Source organism: Vibrio hepatarius, from assembly GCF_001274785.1.
GTDB classification, from domain to species: Bacteria; Pseudomonadota; Gammaproteobacteria; order Enterobacterales; family Vibrionaceae; genus Vibrio; species Vibrio hepatarius.
Window position 1 is genome coordinate 1 of sequence record NZ_LHPI01000005.1, and the last position, 16,537, is coordinate 16,537.

Here is a 16,537-nt window from a genome sequence, read left to right on the forward strand (position 1 = left end):
CCGACGTAAACGAAGCGCCGATTGCTAAAGACGACAACTACACCCATTCTCACGGGCTAACGGGTAAGTTCTATGCTTACGATCAAAACAGCGGTAACTATGGAAACATTGATTCTGTAGCAGATGCTGAGGCGATTATTGGGTCGGGTTCTCCTGATTTAACGTTTGTGTCGACTGACTTGGATTACCGTTTGGATTCAAGCCTTACATCAAAAGAGAATGTGGCTGAGTTCCTGGGTGACGACGCATCTAGCATTTCCGGACAAGTTCCTGCTGGTACGACGGATGGTATCTTCCAGATGACTGGTGCTATTTATCTGGAAGCTGGTTCGTTTGCTTTGAGAGTAAACGCAGACGACGGTTACATGATAAAGATTGATGGCAATGTTGTTGCCGTTTTCGATGGGAACCAGTCAGCTCACGAGCGAGTAGGCGATGTATTTGATATCGATAGTTCAGGTTATCACACCATTGAAATTGTCTACTGGGATCAAGGTGGTGTGGCTGCTCTTGATATCGATATTGGCCAATTCGATTCAAAAGGTGATCTAGTCGGTGACTTTAACCCTCTACTAGACGCTCCGACGCTAAATGACGAGCTTTGTACTGTTGAAGGGCAGTCAACAACGATTTCAGCACTGTCTTTGTTATCGAATGATACCGACCCAGAAGGCGACGCGCTGTCTATTCAATCAGTCAAAAGTGTTACCGGCGGAACGGTTACGCTTAACGCAGATGGCAGTATCGAATTCGTTCCTGAGGAAGGCTTTAGCGGTGATGCAACGTTCGAATACGTTGTAGTGGATGCTCATGGCGCCAGTGATACCGCGACAGTAACGGTTCATGTTGAGCCAATTTCTAGTGGATTAGAAGTCGCAGCTGAACTTGTCAGTTCTAGTAGCTTTGTTAATGACTATATTGACACCATCTTAGAGCAGAAACCGACTGCACCTACAGGTAACGGTAATAGCGGCAACAACGTTCTTCTAGGAGACGCTAATTCCCTAAACGATCACCTGAGTGGTGGTTCAGGTAAGGACATCATTTTCGGTGAAGCTTCTAATAATCAAGAGCTTTTTGGTAACGAAGGTGACGATATACTCGTCGGGGGGACTGCAGCGAGTAATATCGTGCTGCACGGGGATCAACATGGTGATGGGAACGATGTCTTTGTATCGACCTCTATTGAATCTACCACGACTTACTACGGTGGCGGTGGCTCTAACATTGCTTATTTGCCGATAAATTCTGGTGAGATGGAGTTTATTGCAGGAGGCGATAATCCTCTTGCTCCTCAAGCTGATTTCACGTTTAAGAATAATGAGAATGGTGCATACCATGACTTCTACAACGTAAATACCGTTTACTTCAATGACGGAAAGTATGAAGTCATTGACGGCTCTTTGACGAAGGTATCTGATTTCTATGAGCTAAATATCGATGTCGCTCTAAACGATGATGATGGCAGTGAAGTTGTTACTGATGTTGTGATCAGCGGTGTTCCTGATGGTACCTCTTTGCTAATTGGTGGAGAGGTCGTCGGTACTGATAACGGCGATGGTACATGGACATTACCTGCAGATTTGTTGGATGCAGATGGTAAGCTATCTTTAACCGTTGAAACACCAGCTGGTTCAACTTCGGCACCGACATTTACGGTGACGGTTGGAGCTCAAGAAGTCGACGAATCCGGTAACCCAGTTGATTTGCCGAAGTATGCAGAAACTGACACTGGTAATGTCCATTTCCCTGTTGCTAACCCTAATGGTGATAACCAAGTTGAAGGTGGTAAGGGCGATGACGTAGTTACGGGCGATATCGGCGGTATTGTCACTGAGACTCAAGCCGCTGCGAACTATAACATCGCATTGGTTGTTGATACTTCAGGCAGTATGGATTGGGCCATCAGTAATGAGCAGGGCGCAGTAAAACGCATTGATGCCGTTAAGTCCGCATTGATTAACATGTTGACAGAGATGGCGGATCACTCAGGAACAATCAATGTCGCGCTTATTGGTTTTGATTACGAAGCAACACTGAAGTTTGATCTAGACGATTTGAGCCTTTCGGATCTCGAGAGTTCAGGTTACGACGGTATTGATGACGCTATTCGTAATCTTGAGGCGAACGGTGCAACCAACTACGAGAGTGCGTTTGATACAACGCAAAGCTGGTTCGCAGCGCAACCAAGCGATGGCTTTGAAAACTTAACCTTCTTCTTAACTGACGGCGTGCCAACGATAAGTAACTCGCACAGCAACAATGGTTCGACAACCGAGCTTGACGAATTTGTTGATTCTGTTCGAGCGTTTGAAGAGTTGTCTAAAGTGTCGACAGTACGTGCCATCGGTATCGGTGATGGCATTGAAAGCGATGTGCTTCAGTTCTTCGACAACACATCTGCAAATAGCGCCGATTTCTCCAAGACAGAAACTACGTTAGCTAACTTTAATACTGGCTACGGTGAAGCATGGAGTTTAAACAACTGGACATTCGGCAAAACTGGTCAGAATGATAGCGGTGTGACAGTTGTCCTAGATAAAGGTGAAATTGTTTTAACAGACAAGGGCGATGGCTTAACAAACTACGAAGAACGCGATGGTGATAGTTATATCCAAAGCCCCGAGTTTGAAGTCGCTGGCGGAACAATGGTGTCGCTTAACTTTAATTTGTATCTAGGTTCTGAATATGGCGGTGGTGATCGTCATGGGTGGATTGTACAGAAACTAGAGGGAAATCAATGGGTCGATATACAATCTAGTTCTAAGTATGGTTCTGTTGAGACACAAGCTCTAGCTGCGGGCACTTATCGATTGACTGTGTGGGTTCACGAAGACCACTGGGGTTATAACGCAGATATCAAGTTAGATAACTTCGTATTAGAAACAGTTACCGCTCCAACTGGTGTTGTTGAAATTGTTCACGGTGCGGGTGAGTTGGACGCGGCTCTTCAAGAAGCTAGTCAGTCGATTAAGTTCGCTCCACTTGGAGATGACGTAGTGTTGGGTAATGACGGCGATGACATCTTATTTGGTGATGCTGTCAACTCGGATAACTTGCCGTGGGGTAGTATTAATGGCAACCCTGAACAACCTGAGGACTGGCAAGATGGACAAGGGCTAGAGGGCGTTAAACAGTTCTTAACGCTTAAGAATCATGGCTCTGAACCGTCTCAGCTTGAGCTATACGAGTTCATTAAAGCTAACCACGAAACGCTGAATTTATTCGATGAGGCTCGTGGTGGTGATGATAGTTTGTCTGGCGGTCGTGGTGATGATGTACTTTACGGTCAAGGTGGTGCAGATACCCTAGACGGTGGCGAAGGCAGCGATACACTGATTGGTGGCCTTGGTAACGACATCCTAACGGGTGGTGACGACGCGGACATCTTTAAGTGGGTAGATATGGAGCACGCTACAGACACGGTCACTGACTTTAACGTCACCGAAGGTGATACGTTGGATCTAAGCGAGTTGTTTGTTGATATGAAGCAAGACGATATCAGTGCGCTACTCAATGATTTGGGTAGTGGTGACCACCAAGGTAGTGCCGCTGGCGTATCTGTTTCTGTAGTCGATGATACTTCGGGCTCTTCAACATTGACGATCAATAAAGACGGTCAGACATTAACGGTCGACTTTGATGGCGCTTCTGCAGCAGATGTTACGACGAGCTTGCTTGATAACCTCAACCAGCTACAACTGAAAGACTAGTTCAATTTGGGAGTCAGTGATGACTCCCAACAATTGAATTACGTAATCGGTATAAATAAAAAGCCCCGCTAACTGAGCGGGGCTTTTTATTGACTTATAGAACCTTACAAGCGAAACCTTTGAGGTAAAAACCTTCCGGGTATGCGCTGTCTGTTGGGTGATCCGCGGCTTGCTCGAAGCGCTCGATAAACTTCACCTGACGGCCAGAATCTATTGCTGCATCGGCAATGACTTTCTGGAACAGATCGGCACTCATTAGTCCTGAACATGAATAGGTCAGCAATGTGCCACCAGGTTTTAGAATTTGCATCGCGAGCATGTTGATGTCTTTGTAGCCGTTAGCTCCCGACGTTAGGTTGTTTTTGCTTGAAACAAACTTTGGTGGGTCCATGATAACGACATCGAACTTAGTGCCTTGATCTCGGTATTCACGAAGAAGTTTAAACACATCTGCATTTAAGAAAACTGCTCGCTTCTTGGAAATATCGAACTCATTAAGCTCAGCATTGAATTTAGCGGTGTCTAGCGCTGGTTGAGATACATCCGCGTTGATGACGCGTTTTGCTCCGCCTTTTAGCGCGTAAAGACCAAATCCGCCAGTGTATGAGAAGCAGTTAAGGACTTCTTTGTCTTTCACGTATTTCATTGCTTGCTGGCGACTATCACGTTGGTCTAGGTAAAAACCTGTCTTGTGACCACCAACGATATCAACACAGATCTTTATGCCGTTTTCTTCAATCACAACTGATTTTGGCGGCTCTTCGCCGTGTAGCACGCCAGTGATTTCTTCTAAGCCTTCTTTCTTGCGTACCGCAACGTCAGAGCGTTCGTAGATATTGCAATCTGGGAAAACTTCCAGCAATGCTTCAACCAATGTCTGTTTGTAAAATTCTGAGCCGGCACTTAATAGCTGGCAAACTAAGTAATCTTGGTACTTATCAATCGTAATTCCAGGCAAACCGTCAGATTCAGCGGCAATCAAACGATAACCTGTCAGACCATCACGCTCGATGATGTCTTCACGAAGAAGCTGCGCATCTTTGATTCGCTTTACGAAAAACGCTTTGTTGATCTCTTGTTTTTCAAAAGACCAAACACGGGCACGAATCTGAGAATTAGGTGAGTAAGCCGCTTTTGCCAGCCACTTTCCATCATGAGTAAAAACATCTACTGTTTCGCCGAGCGATGGTTCGCCCTCAACTTTGCTAATACCACGAGAAAATACCCATGGATGTTTGCGACGAAGGGACTTTTCACGGCCTTTTACAAGATAGATTGCTGGAGTCATTAAATTACTCAATTGATAGTTTGGAAAGGACGGGTATTGTCGGGGAAGTCGTATGGAAAATCAAATAAAAGAGCCGCTCTTTGGCGGCTCGGTATGGGTTAGGCTTTCAATCCTGTCAACAGGGTTTCCATTGAGTCACTTTGCCTTCTGAGCTGCTCAATATTGCTGTTGGTCGCGTCAATCATTTCGCAAACCTGATCTGACTGTACGCGGATTTCTTCAACACTTGCGGCAATGTTATCTGCTACTGCGCCTTGCTCCTCGGCTGCTGTCGCGATTTGAACGCTACTGTCTGAGATAGATTGGTTCTTATCGGCTAAAGAACCAATTTCGGCGTTGACTTCAGACATCAATGTTTGACCTTCGTTAGCGTTAGTGACCGTTGTTTCCATCAGCTTGGTGAGCGACTGGCTGTTACGTTGTAGTGCCTCGATCATTGACTGAATTTCTACCGTTGCAGTTTGGGTGCGACCAGCAAGAGCACGAACTTCGTCGGCAACGACCGCAAAGCCACGGCCTTGCTCACCAGCGCGTGCGGCTTCGATTGCGGCATTCAACGCGAGTAGGTTGGTTTGCTCTGAAATCGCATTAATCGTTGCGACGACTTCATCAATTTGTGCAGCATTTGCATCAAGCTCTGCTACGGCTTCTGACGCAGATTGAATTTCAACAGAGAGTTGCGAGATAGAGGAGAGAGTGTGGCCGACTTTCTGTTGACCTTGCTGCGCAACAATACGCGCATCTTCGGTTTGTGTACTTGAATCGTGCGCTAAGTTAGCCACTTCTCGGATTGTCGATGCCATCTCCTCAGTTGCGCTAGCAAGTGAGTTCAAATGCTCTTGCTGAGTGCCGGATGTGCTCGCCGTAAGTTGGTTAGTTTGATTCAAGTCCGAACTGATTTGCTGCATTAGTGCGATCGATTCTTGGATGGATAGAACTAAGTTTTGCTCGCGCTCAGCAACACTGTCGATAGTAATTGCAATCTCACTAAACTCATCACGCACTTTGAAGAAGTTCATACGGCTGGTTAGGTCACCGGCAGCGAGGGTGGAAAGTGCTTTGTTCATGGTGAACATTGCGCCACCAATGAAGGTCATGATGTAGTAAACGCCTGTCGCGATTAAAAATAGGGTAACTGCTATGATTGTAAAATGAGTGGCAGAAAGTGAAGTCCAGAGATCTTGGTTATGGACGTCCACCAAGCTGAACTCGCCGTTGTTAACAGAGACAGCACTAGGTCCACTGCCTATGGCGACGGTATCTGAATTAGCAATAATTTCGGCGACTTGTGCTCGCGTTAGGCCACCAGTCTCAATTAAGTTACGCATCAGTACCAGTTCGTCTTGATACAGTTGATTGAGCATTGAATCTGCCGCGTTATCAAGCACGAGTGTTAAGACAATCAATGCGATGACAGGCAAAAAGAACAGAAGATAGAACTTTTCTTGAATCTTTAGGTGAATGAGATATTTGTCAATCCAGCGAAATGGTATTTCTTTCATAATGATACTTCCAAAGACAGGAGCCCGAGTCATTCTTTAGTTTAGGCCGAGATGAGCAAATATAACATTCAGTGATGAAATGAGGTATTAACTATGGAGCAAAAATGTGTGAAGTTCACAGTGTTTGGCGTAGTGCAGGGAGTCGGCTTTCGTTACCACACTTGCCATCAGGGGCTAAAGTTCGGTTTAACGGGATACGCGAAGAACTTAATGGATGGCAGCGTCGAAGTAGTGGTATGTGGCAGTGAACAAAAAGTGGCCGAAATGGCAGTTTGGTTGGAACAAGGCCCTCAAACCGCGACGGTAGATTCGGTGGTTTCAGAGCCCATGTCTTTTAAACCATTCAGAGGGTTTAAAATCTTATAACGATAATCGTTTTACAGGCACTTGGCAGGTTTTGGTAGACCAGCCAGTTTGGTTGCTTGTTTTGCTGGGCCTTGTTTGAACAACTTGAACAAGTACTTGCTGTTTCCTTTCTCTGGGCCGTGCGCTTTTTCCATCGCTTTTACGAGCATTCTTACCGCTGGAGATGTGTTGAATTCTTCATAGAAGTCACGAACAAAATGGACGACTTCTAAATGGGCGTCGGTGAGCTCAATACCTTCTTGCTCAGCCAAAACAGAGATCATGCCTTCTTCCCATTGAGTATGGTCGAGAAGGTAGCCTTGAGCATCTGTTTCAATTTGTTTGCCGTTATATTCGAACATCGTAATTACCTTAAAATCTCTGATATTGGATAGGGTAGCGCAGCTATAACTCAGATCACAATACGGCAATAAAGAAAAAGCCCGAAAGCAATTGCTTTCGGGCTTTGTTTAATCAGTTTCTGAACAGATTAGTCGTCGTTCATAATGCCTAGGATGCTTAGTAGGCTTGTGAACAGGTTAAGAATGTTCAGGTACATTGAGATTGTTGCGCTAACGTAGTTTGTCTCTTCACCACGTACGATACGGCTTGTGTCGTACAGGATGAAACCAGAGAACACTAGCGCAGAGATGCTGCTGATCGCTAACTGAGCAACGGTTGAGCCAACAAAGATATTGATGATCGCTGCAACGATAACGATGATCAGACCTGCGATTAGGAAGTTACGCATGAAAGAGAAATCTTTCTTACTGCTGATTGTGTAAGCAGAAAGACCCAAGAATACCATACCCGTCAAGCCGAGTGCTTGCGCGATGATAGATGGACCACTTGGGATTGACGCGTAGTAGTTAAGCATTGGACCTAGCGCACCACCCATTAGCGTAGTGAAAACAAAAGTCCAAACAATACCCATCGAAGAGTTAATGCTTCGTGGTAGAGCGAAAAATAGGATACCGATAGCAGCTACCTGCATTACAAGCGCCATCATCGGAGAAATGCCCATTGCCATAGTAGCCATAGCTGCGATAGCACTGGTTACTAATGTCATCGACAGTAGGAAATAGGTGTTCTTAAGCGTTTTGTTGATCTCAAGTACATTCTGCGCACTTGTAGAGCGGGTAAACATAGGACTATTCATGATCTTCCTCGTAAGGGTTTTTATGTTTATAACTACATTTATGAGGTTCAATGATCAAAAGATCAAGCCCCCTAACGTTATGCAGTACTTAAAATAATAATAGAATTAGAATGTTAAGTATTTATATATGTGTAACACAATATAACACAAATAAAAGAGGCGACCTAAGTCGCCTCTCTATCTCAGTGCCATGAGTGTATCAGTGGCTGAGGATTTGAGACAGGAAGTTTTGCGTACGGTCTGACTGCGGATTCTCAAAGAATTCAACTGGGTTGTTTTCTTCAATGATTTCACCTGCATCCATAAAGATGACTCGGTCAGCGACTTCTTTGGCGAAGCCCATTTCGTGTGTCACACAAAGCATCGTCATACCTTCTTCCGCCAGCTCAACCATTACATCCAATACTTCGCGTACCATTTCAGGGTCGAGCGCTGAGGTCGGTTCATCAAACAGCATCACTTGCGGGTTCATGCAAAGAGAGCGGGCAATCGCTACACGTTGCTGCTGACCACCAGAAAGCTGACCAGGGTATTTATCCGCCTGCTCTGGAATCTTAACGCGCGCAAGGTATTTCATCGCAATGGCTTCCGCTTCTTCTTTAGGCATTTTCTTAACCCAAATCGGCGCCAGAGTGCAGTTTTCTAACACGGTAAGATGAGGGAATAGGTTAAAGTGCTGGAAACACATACCCACTTCACGGCGAACCGCTTCGATGTTTTTCAAATCTTCTGTTAGTTCGTTACCAGAGACATAAATATGTCCCTTTTGGTGCTCTTCCAAACGGTTAATACAGCGAATCATGGTCGATTTACCTGAGCCTGAAGGGCCACAGATAACGATTTTCTCGCCTTTTTTCACGTTTAGGTTGATGTTCTTAAGTACGTGGAACTCACCGTACCACTTGTTCATATCCTGAATTTGGATCATGTAATCTTGCTGTTGCGTCATAATACGTCCTTGAGCTTTCTGATTATCGTTTGTGACCGGTATGAAGTTTGTTTTCTAGCCAGATGGAATATCTCGACATGCCAAAACAAAATACCCAGAACACTAACGCGACAAATACATAACTTTCTGTAGCGAAGCCTAACCATTCAGGGTCGGTGTTCGCAGCTTGACCGATACCCAGAACATCAAACATCCCGATGATGAGAACCAGACTGGTATCTTTAAACAAGCCAATAAAGGTGTTTACGATTGATGGAATGGTGATTTTTAGCGCCTGAGGCAAAATAATTAACCCCATTTTCTTCCAGTAGCTCAAACCAAGCGCGTCTGCAGCTTCGTATTGACCTTTTGGAATCGCTTGAAGACCACCACGTACCACTTCCGCCATATAGGCTGAACTGAACATCACCACACCGATAAGGGCACGAATCAGTTTGTCCGTTTCAGAACCTTCAGATAGGAACAGTGGTAGCATTACTGATGCCATAAACAGCACGGTAATCAGTGGTACGCCACGCCAAACCTCGATGTAGACGGTACAAATACTTCTGATGATCGGCATGTCTGAGCGTCGACCCAGAGCTAACGCAACACCGATTGGTAGCGACACTACGATGCCGACAAGTGCAATAATCAGAGTAACAAGTAGGCCACCCCATTTGTGAGTTTCGACGACTTCTAACCCAAACACGCCACCGTACAAAAGCGCGGCAATGATGAACGGGTAGATGTTGACGAAGAACAGCCAAATCCAAGTGCGTTTCGGTGTTTTTTCATACGCGAGTAACACAGTGAAGATTGCTAATGTGATGTAAAACAGGCGAGGGCGCCACAGTTCAGCTTGTGGGTAGAAGCCGTACATGAATTGTTCCCAGCGAACGCTGATAAACACCCAACACGCTCCATCACGTGAACACGCGTCACGAGTTGTGCCAACCCAATCTGCTTTAAGGATTGCCCAATCAAATACCGTCCAAATCAATGAAATCGCAAAGTAGGCGATAATCACGGTAAGTACCGAGTTGACCGGACCGTTGAATAGGTTTTTGCGGAACCAACCTACCACACCAACCGTATTAGCTGGCGGTGGTAGATCAGGCTGAAATTGATGTATTTTCATGCTTATCTCTCCACCAACGCAACTTTACGGTTGTATAGGTTCATTAACGCAGATGTCACTAAACTTAGCGTCAAGTAAACCGCCATTGTCATCGCAATAATCTCGATCGCCTGACCTGTCTGGTTAAGGGTTGTCCCCGCAAACACGGATACCAGGTCTGGATAACCAATCGCCATTGCTAACGATGAGTTTTTCGTCAGGTTTAAGTACTGACTTGTTAATGGTGGAATGATAATACGCAGAGCCTGAGGAATGATGACCAGTTTTAATGTTCTGGTGCGAGGCAAACCTAAAGACATTGCTGCTTCCGTTTGACCGTGGCTAACCGCGTTAATACCAGAACGAACAATCTCTGCGATAAACGAAGCGGTATAGATACTTAGTGCCAAAAGTAGCGCAGCAAGTTCAGGGATGATGCTGATACCGCCACGGAAGTTGAAGCCTTTTAGCTCTGGGTACTCCGCCGAGATTGGTGAACCCATAACGAAGTAAACGATAGTTGGTAGTACCACCACTAAGCCAAAAATAATCCGGCCCATCGGTGTTTGCTGACCAGTCAGTCGCTGCTTGTTTTTAGCCCAAATATTGATTAGGACCGAAGCTACGATGCCGATCACGAACGTTGCAATGACCACTGAAGAGCCTTCGCCAAACACGGGCGCAGGGAAATACAACCCACGCACGTTCAAGAAGATGGCTTCACCTAAGCTCATGCTCTGTCTTGCGGAAGGTAGTGCTTGCAGTACCGCGAAGTACCAAAAGAAAATTTGTAAAAGAAGGGGAATGTTACGGAATATCTCGATATATACCGCTGCAAATCGACTCACTAACCAGTTTGACGACAAGCGTGCAATACCGACAATAAATCCAATCACTGTTGCCAGAATGATGCCCAAAAACGAAACCAATGCCGTATTCAGCAAACCGATAATAAAGGTTCGTCCATAGGAGTAGGTTTCATTATATTCAATCAGTGTAAGGCCAATCCCAAAGCCGGCTTCTTGATTGAGGAAACCAAAACCAGTGGCAATGCCACGAGCTTCCAAGTTATTTAGTGCATTGTTGACAATCGTGTAAAAGAAAAAGATCAGCGCAAGTATCGCAACAATCTGAAATACGGCTGAACGAAAAGTGGGATTGTAAATTAGGCTTGCGTTGGAAGATGGCCCGTTAACCGTCTTCGACGCAGCAGTATCAGTAGGTTTCATACAGCTACAACCTCAAATCCATTTTTGTAAATAGGGCGGTAAGCACCGCCCATTTTTGTAGTTATGTATTGCTTAACGGATAGGTGGAGCGTACATAAAGCCGCCCGCATTCCATAGTGCGTTAACACCACGTGAAATCTCTAGCGGAGAGCCTGTACCCACCGTGCGCTCGAAGCTTTCACCGTAGTTACCCACTTGCTTGATAACTTGGTAGCCCCAATCGTCACGAATACCTAAACCTTTACCTTTAGGACCATCGACACCAAGGATGCGTTTGATGTTTGGATCGTCAGACTTAAGCATTTCGTCAGCATTTTTCGACGTGATGCCATATTCTTCCGCGTTAATCATCGCGTTCAGTGTCCATTTAGCGATGTTGAACCATTGGTCATCGCCTTGGCGAACAACGGGACCTAGTGGCTCTTTAGAGATGATTTCAGGAAGAACTTGTGCAGATTTCGGATCTTCTAGGTTTAAACGCAGTGCGTATAGACCTGATTGGTCAGTGGTAAGAACGTCACAACGACCAGCATCGAAACCTTTAGACGTTTGCGCAGCTGTATCAAATACTACTGGCTTGTAAGACATACCGTTGTTACGGAAGTAGTCAGCTAGGTTTAGCTCAGTTGTTGTACCTGACTGAACACATACTGAAGCGCCATCAAGCTCTTTCGCACTTTTCAGACCAAGGTCTTTCTTCACCATGAAGCCTTGACCATCGTAGTAGTTCACACCGACAAAGTTTAGGCCAAGAGCCGTATCGCGGTGTAGTGTCCAAGTCGTGTTACGAGACAGAACGTCGATTTCACCAGATTGAAGAGCAGTGAAGCGTTCTTTAGCGGTTAGAGGAACATATTTAACTTTAGTTTTATCACCTAGTACAGCCGCTGCAAGCGCCTGACAGTATTCTACGTCGATGCCTTCCCATTCACCTTTTGAGTTAGGGTTTGAGAAGCCCGGCAAACCAGTACTTACACCACAAGTTAGGTATCCTTGTTTAGTTACCTTATCAAGCGTGCTATCTGCTGCTGAAGCGCTCGTTGCCATAAAAGCAGTAGATGCAGCTACAACTGAAGCAAGGAGTGTTAGTTTATTTGTCATCTGTATCCTTCCTGTATGATCCATGTTAAACCAGGTAACACCTGATACAACGAATGAAAATATGTTGTGTTTCTTCATTATTGGTCGAATGTCGCTGTATACAAATCAACCGTTTATAAGCGTAGGAAAGGATCTGTGAATTCTCAAATGTATAATTTAAATAGAATTTTGATAGGACTCACAAACCCGATCTGCAATTAGAATGACGAAGTGTTAAAGAAATGTAAATAGTGCAAGGGTTCACATTACTGGTGCAACAGAATACACACGCTAAACCAATGTCTGAATGCGAGTTTAAGAATTGTTGATAAGAATCATATTAGTTTTTAATGCTAAAGATAGTTATAAATTCGGTGAATTATTTTATATGGGAGGCTAACCCATTTAAGTTATTGCCCCATTTTTGGTAGTATCGTCCAATTAGTCAGTCGAATTATTCAAGGAATGAAATGCAGTATTTTCCACTGTTTTTGAATCTCAAAGGCAAACCTGTTCTTGTTGTAGGTGGTGGCGAAGTCGCATGCCGTAAAGTAGACACACTAGTTCGGGCAGGGGCGATGGTGACCATCGTATCACCACAGATAGAAGACTATTTGAGAACGCTTGTCGATTCACAAGAGTGTATCTGGATCCAGAATTTTTATTCTAAAGAGTTGCTTGATAAGAAGTTTGTGCAAGTTTGGGCAACTACAGACAATCCTGAACTCAACCACCAAGTTCACCGAGACGCAAAACAGCTCGGCATTTTGGTTAACGTGGTTGATGATCTACCGTACTGCGACTTCATTACTCCTTCGATAATTAACCGTGGTCGTATTCAGCTTGCCATCTCAAGCGGTGGCGCTTCGCCAGTTTTGGTCAGAAACATTCGTGAGAAGCTCGAAGCCGCGTTACCGCATAATTTAGCCTTACTCGCGGACTTTGGCGCGTCTAAGCGCAACGATATTAAGCAAGCTCTGCCGAGCGTGGACTCTCGACGCAAGTTTTGGGAGAACTTCTTTGCTGACCCACGTAGTGATAAAGCAGAAACTCGAGCAGAGCTGGAAGCTCTGTATCAAGACACACTGAAAAGTGGCGTTTCAGAGCAAGGAAGTATAACTTGGATTGATTTTGGCGATGATGTAGAGATGTTGCCAATTAAAGCGTTAAGAATCATGCAGGAAGCGGAATTGGTGCTGTTTCCAAAACAGTGTCCGTACTCATTTATTGATTTGAGTAGGCGTGATGCTGAGAGAGGCGAGTACGCTAGCGACAGCGAGCTAGCCGATCAACTGAGTAAAGCAAAGCAAAACCAACTGCGAATCGTGGTGTTTGTTTCGCCTGATTCTGCGCAGTTTAACTTACTTAAAAACAACGATTTGCATATTAAACTCGGCAGTCAGTAGTCTTCGCATCTAGAATGTAAAAAAACCGCCAAAAGGCGGTTTTTCTATATAACGAATAAGTGCTTAGTCGCGGAAGTTTTCGTATTGGAACGGCTGGCCTAGTTCGGCCTCACGGATCATTGAAATAGTTGCTTGCAGATCGTCGCGTTTTTTACCTGTAACACGTACTTTTTCACCTTGGATAGATGCTTGCACTTTTAGCTTGGCATCTTTGATCGCTTTTACGACTTTCTTCGCCATTGGCGTATCAATACCTTGCTTGAACACAACGACTTGGTGCCATTTCTTGCCTGTCGCTTCTTCAGGTTTTGCTTCCATCGCGTTAACGTCTACACCACGCTTTGACAGGTGAGAGCGCAAAATATCGCGCATTTGCTTGAGCTGGAAGTCGCCTTCAGCGTTCAATTTTACTGATTCATCTTTTTGCATCTCAAACGATGCTTCTACACCACGAAAATCAAAACGAGTAGACAGCTCACGAGAAGCGTTATCTACTGCGTTACGCAGTTCAACAGTATCGATTTCAGATACGATATCAAAAGATGGCATTGTAATTTCCTCTGATTGTATTTATCGCGCTTTTACAGCTGCGGCCAACATGTCTAACATTTTAGCTGTGTCTTCCCAGCTCAGACAAGGGTCAGTGATTGATTGACCATACGCTAGATTGTTGATGTCTGCCATAGACTGGTTGCCTTCAACAATAAAGCTTTCCGCCATGATGCCGGCAACTTGGTTTTTGCCCGATTTAATTTGCTCACAGATATCTTGCGCGACTTCAAGCTGCTTTCTGTGTTGCTTTTGACAGTTAGCATGGCTGAAATCGACAATCAGGCGTTGCGGTAAGCCAAACTCTGCAAGTTGTTTACATGCGTTATCGACTGACTCCGCATCAAAGTTTGGTCCTTTGTCGCCACCGCGAAGGATCACGTGGCCAAATGGGTTGCCGCTGGTACGGTAAACCGTCATACGTCCATTCTTATCCGGAGAATAGAAGTAGTGAGAGGCTTTTGACGCACGAATTGCATCGATTGCAATCTTAATGTTGCCGTTAGTACCGTTTTTGAAACCAACAGGGCATGACAACGCAGACGCCATTTCACGGTGGATTTGAGACTCAGTAGTACGGGCACCAATCGCGCCCCATGAGATCAAGTCTGCAATGTACTGACCAGTGATCATATCGAGAAACTCAGTCGCAGTGGCAAGACCAAGTTTGTTAATGTCTAAAAGAAGTTTACGCGCTTTATGAAGGCCTGCTTCAAGTGCGTAAGAGCCGTCTAGATTCGGGTCAGTAATTAGGCCTTTCCAACCTACAACCGTACGTGGCTTTTCAAAGTAGGTGCGCATAACGATGAATAATTCATCTTTATGAAGGTCTTGAAGGTGAGCCAAACGCTCTGCGTAATCGAGTGCGGCATTGGTATCGTGTACTGAGCATGGGCCAACGATCACAAGGAGACGCTCATCTTCTCCTGTAAGAATTTTTTCAATCTGACGACGAGACTCAGCTATGCGTTCCGCGACATCGTCCGTAATGGGGTGGGCGCTTCCTAGCTCTGCCGGAGTTGGCATTGGACCCAAAGGTTGGGTTCTTAATTCATCGGTTTTGAGTGGCATACTGTAGCCTGTTCTTTTTATTGCGAAGCGATAAAGATAACGGAAACATTCAAAGGAATAAACCACTTATCGACATTCTTCATGTGGTTAAAGCGTAAAGTGAAAAACTATGCATTTTTATGGACTAAAAATGTTATTTACTCTTGTGCTCGATAATATCAATGGGTATGTTTTGTATAACAATGAATAACGCTATGCACGGAGCAGTAATGAGTCTAGAAACTTCAAGTGGTTTGCATCCAGCACTTATTTTGGGAGAGTCACTTCCCGCGGTTGATTCTGTAAGCGGTGACGCCCACCTATACGTATCCCTATCTGACATGATTATGGAGCATGTCTTTTACCATCCTGAATTTGGTCGTATCTCAGAACAACTTGATAGCGTCGAATCGGCATCGATTGCCGCTATTTTGGGTGAGGTGGCACTAGAGGAACATTTTGTCTCGACATTGACTCAACAGATCCTGAGTTGCATCAAACCTGAACATAAAGCGATTCGCGTCAGTTTAAGCAATGCTGATAGCTACAGTTTCAGCTCGCTACTGGGGGGAAAAGTAGAAGAAGCAGAAGTCAACCCAGCGTTAGGTTTACGCGGTGTTTCTCGTTTTGCGTCAGAACAGTTTAGTCATACCTTTGCCCTTGAGTGCAAGGTGATTAAAGCGTTGCAAGAGCAGGGCGTCACGGTCGAAATCGTCGTTCCATTTGTTCGCGCTCTATCAGACGCGGCGAAAGTGATCGATCTGCTTGCCGAGCAAGGTTTACCGCGTGGCTTGAATGGACTTAAAGTGTTCTACACTATTGACGTTCCGTCTGGTGCTCTGTTGGCAGAAAGACTATTGCACTACTTTGATGGTGTAGTAATTAACTTGGAAAATTTGGCGCAGTTTACGCTCGGTGTCGACCGCTTTAGTGAAAAACTGAGCTATTTGTTTGACCCTCAAAGTGAGGCGGTGCTTGACCTGATTATCACGGCAGCCAAAGCTGCTTCTGCGAGTAACAAAACGGTGCTTATTGCGAGTAGTGGCTTAGCTGATTATCCAAAAATTCAAGAGTACATCGTGGAAAACCCACAAATCGAAGCAGTAGTGACAATGTAACCTAAAGTTCGGTTTACCATCACTGTTTACCAAGGCTAATGTTAATAAAA

Annotated in this window: 14 protein-coding genes; 4 read left to right on the plus strand and 10 right to left on the minus strand. The window is 45.1% G+C overall.

What is annotated here, in order from left to right; genetic code table 11:
• On the plus strand, positions 1-3,713 hold a 3,713-nt coding region (locus AKJ31_RS23440), incomplete at its 5' end, for an Ig-like domain-containing protein (protein WP_053408585.1).
• 94 nt (positions 3,714-3,807) lie between these two features.
• Here the strand turns inward: AKJ31_RS23440 and AKJ31_RS08000 are convergent.
• Positions 3,808-5,001, minus strand: coding sequence for a class I SAM-dependent methyltransferase (locus AKJ31_RS08000; protein WP_053408586.1), 1,194 nt, complete (start codon positions 4,999-5,001; stop codon positions 3,808-3,810).
• Positions 5,002-5,099: 98 nt separating this feature from the next.
• A complete protein-coding gene (locus AKJ31_RS08005) occupies positions 5,100-6,503 on the minus strand; it encodes a methyl-accepting chemotaxis protein (protein WP_053408587.1) in 1,404 nt (467 codons plus the stop codon).
• A gap of 93 nt (positions 6,504-6,596) precedes the next feature.
• On the opposite strand from AKJ31_RS08005, the gene yccX reads away from it, so the two are divergent.
• Entirely contained in the window at positions 6,597-6,869 is a 273-nt protein-coding gene (gene yccX / locus AKJ31_RS08010; protein ID WP_053408588.1) for an acylphosphatase, read from the plus strand.
• Positions 6,870-6,880: 11 nt separating this feature from the next.
• On the opposite strand, the gene AKJ31_RS08015 is transcribed toward yccX, so the two are convergent.
• The 6 genes from AKJ31_RS08015 to AKJ31_RS08040 all read right to left on the minus strand — a co-directional run bounded on the left by AKJ31_RS08015 (position 6,881) and on the right by AKJ31_RS08040 (position 12,385).
• Complete coding sequence (locus AKJ31_RS08015; RefSeq protein ID WP_053408589.1) at positions 6,881-7,210, minus strand: TusE/DsrC/DsvC family sulfur relay protein; 330 nt, start codon at positions 7,208-7,210, stop codon at positions 6,881-6,883.
• A gap of 128 nt (positions 7,211-7,338) precedes the next feature.
• Positions 7,339-8,007: a Bax inhibitor-1 family protein gene (locus tag AKJ31_RS08020; protein WP_053408590.1), complete on the minus strand. Its 669-nt coding sequence runs from the start codon at positions 8,005-8,007 to the stop codon at positions 7,339-7,341.
• 199 nt (positions 8,008-8,206) lie between these two features.
• Positions 8,207-8,956, minus strand: coding sequence for an amino acid ABC transporter ATP-binding protein (locus AKJ31_RS08025; protein ID WP_053408591.1), 750 nt, complete (start codon positions 8,954-8,956; stop codon positions 8,207-8,209).
• Between the two features lie 22 nt (positions 8,957-8,978).
• A complete protein-coding gene (locus AKJ31_RS08030; RefSeq protein WP_053408592.1) occupies positions 8,979-10,076 on the minus strand; it encodes an amino acid ABC transporter permease in 1,098 nt (365 codons plus the stop codon).
• Between the two features lie 2 nt (positions 10,077-10,078).
• Positions 10,079-11,284 (minus strand): amino acid ABC transporter permease, encoded by a 1,206-nt coding sequence (locus AKJ31_RS08035; RefSeq protein WP_053408593.1) that lies wholly within the window; start codon positions 11,282-11,284, stop codon positions 10,079-10,081.
• Between the two features lie 72 nt (positions 11,285-11,356).
• Positions 11,357-12,385 carry an amino acid ABC transporter substrate-binding protein gene (locus AKJ31_RS08040; protein ID WP_053408594.1) on the minus strand — a complete coding sequence of 343 codons (1,029 nt, stop codon included), beginning with the start codon at positions 12,383-12,385 and terminating at the stop codon, positions 11,357-11,359.
• A gap of 449 nt (positions 12,386-12,834) precedes the next feature.
• On the opposite strand from AKJ31_RS08040, the gene AKJ31_RS08045 reads away from it, so the two are divergent.
• Positions 12,835-13,770, plus strand: a complete 936-nt coding sequence (locus AKJ31_RS08045) for a precorrin-2 dehydrogenase/sirohydrochlorin ferrochelatase family protein (protein ID WP_053408595.1) — start codon at positions 12,835-12,837, stop codon at positions 13,768-13,770.
• A 63-nt stretch (positions 13,771-13,833) separates the two neighbouring features.
• Here the strand turns inward: AKJ31_RS08045 and AKJ31_RS08050 are convergent, their stop codons facing one another.
• Entirely contained in the window at positions 13,834-14,319 is a 486-nt protein-coding gene (locus AKJ31_RS08050; protein WP_053408596.1) for a YajQ family cyclic di-GMP-binding protein, read from the minus strand.
• Positions 14,320-14,340: 21 nt separating this feature from the next.
• Complete coding sequence (locus tag AKJ31_RS08055) at positions 14,341-15,390, minus strand: 3-deoxy-7-phosphoheptulonate synthase (protein WP_053408597.1); 1,050 nt, start codon at positions 15,388-15,390, stop codon at positions 14,341-14,343.
• 209 nt (positions 15,391-15,599) lie between these two features.
• Here AKJ31_RS08055 and AKJ31_RS08060 point away from each other — a divergent pair, with 209 nt between their 5' ends.
• Complete coding sequence (locus AKJ31_RS08060) at positions 15,600-16,487, plus strand: putative PEP-binding protein (protein ID WP_053408598.1); 888 nt, start codon at positions 15,600-15,602, stop codon at positions 16,485-16,487.
• The last annotated feature ends 50 nt before the right edge of the window (positions 16,488-16,537 follow it).

Excerpts from the sequence above, each read along its gene's own strand:
- AKJ31_RS08000 (WP_053408586.1), bottom strand. The coding sequence starts at position 5,001 with ATGACTCCAGCAATCTATCTTGTAAAAGGCCGTGAAAAGTCCCTTCGT.
- AKJ31_RS08005 (WP_053408587.1), bottom strand. The coding sequence starts at position 6,503 with ATGAAAGAAATACCATTTCGCTGGATTGACAAATATCTCATTCACCTA.
- yccX (WP_053408588.1), top strand. The coding sequence starts at position 6,597 with ATGGAGCAAAAATGTGTGAAGTTCACAGTGTTTGGCGTAGTGCAGGGA.
- AKJ31_RS08015 (WP_053408589.1), bottom strand. The coding sequence starts at position 7,210 with ATGTTCGAATATAACGGCAAACAAATTGAAACAGATGCTCAAGGCTAC.
- AKJ31_RS08020 (WP_053408590.1), bottom strand. The coding sequence starts at position 8,007 with ATGAATAGTCCTATGTTTACCCGCTCTACAAGTGCGCAGAATGTACTT.
- AKJ31_RS08025 (WP_053408591.1), bottom strand. The coding sequence starts at position 8,956 with ATGACGCAACAGCAAGATTACATGATCCAAATTCAGGATATGAACAAG.
- AKJ31_RS08030 (WP_053408592.1), bottom strand. The coding sequence starts at position 10,076 with ATGAAAATACATCAATTTCAGCCTGATCTACCACCGCCAGCTAATACG.
- AKJ31_RS08035 (WP_053408593.1), bottom strand. The coding sequence starts at position 11,284 with ATGAAACCTACTGATACTGCTGCGTCGAAGACGGTTAACGGGCCATCT.
- AKJ31_RS08040 (WP_053408594.1), bottom strand. The coding sequence starts at position 12,385 with ATGACAAATAAACTAACACTCCTTGCTTCAGTTGTAGCTGCATCTACT.
- AKJ31_RS08045 (WP_053408595.1), top strand. The coding sequence starts at position 12,835 with ATGCAGTATTTTCCACTGTTTTTGAATCTCAAAGGCAAACCTGTTCTT.
- AKJ31_RS08050 (WP_053408596.1), bottom strand. The coding sequence starts at position 14,319 with ATGCCATCTTTTGATATCGTATCTGAAATCGATACTGTTGAACTGCGT.
- AKJ31_RS08055 (WP_053408597.1), bottom strand. The coding sequence starts at position 15,390 with ATGCCACTCAAAACCGATGAATTAAGAACCCAACCTTTGGGTCCAATG.
- AKJ31_RS08060 (WP_053408598.1), top strand. The coding sequence starts at position 15,600 with ATGAGTCTAGAAACTTCAAGTGGTTTGCATCCAGCACTTATTTTGGGA.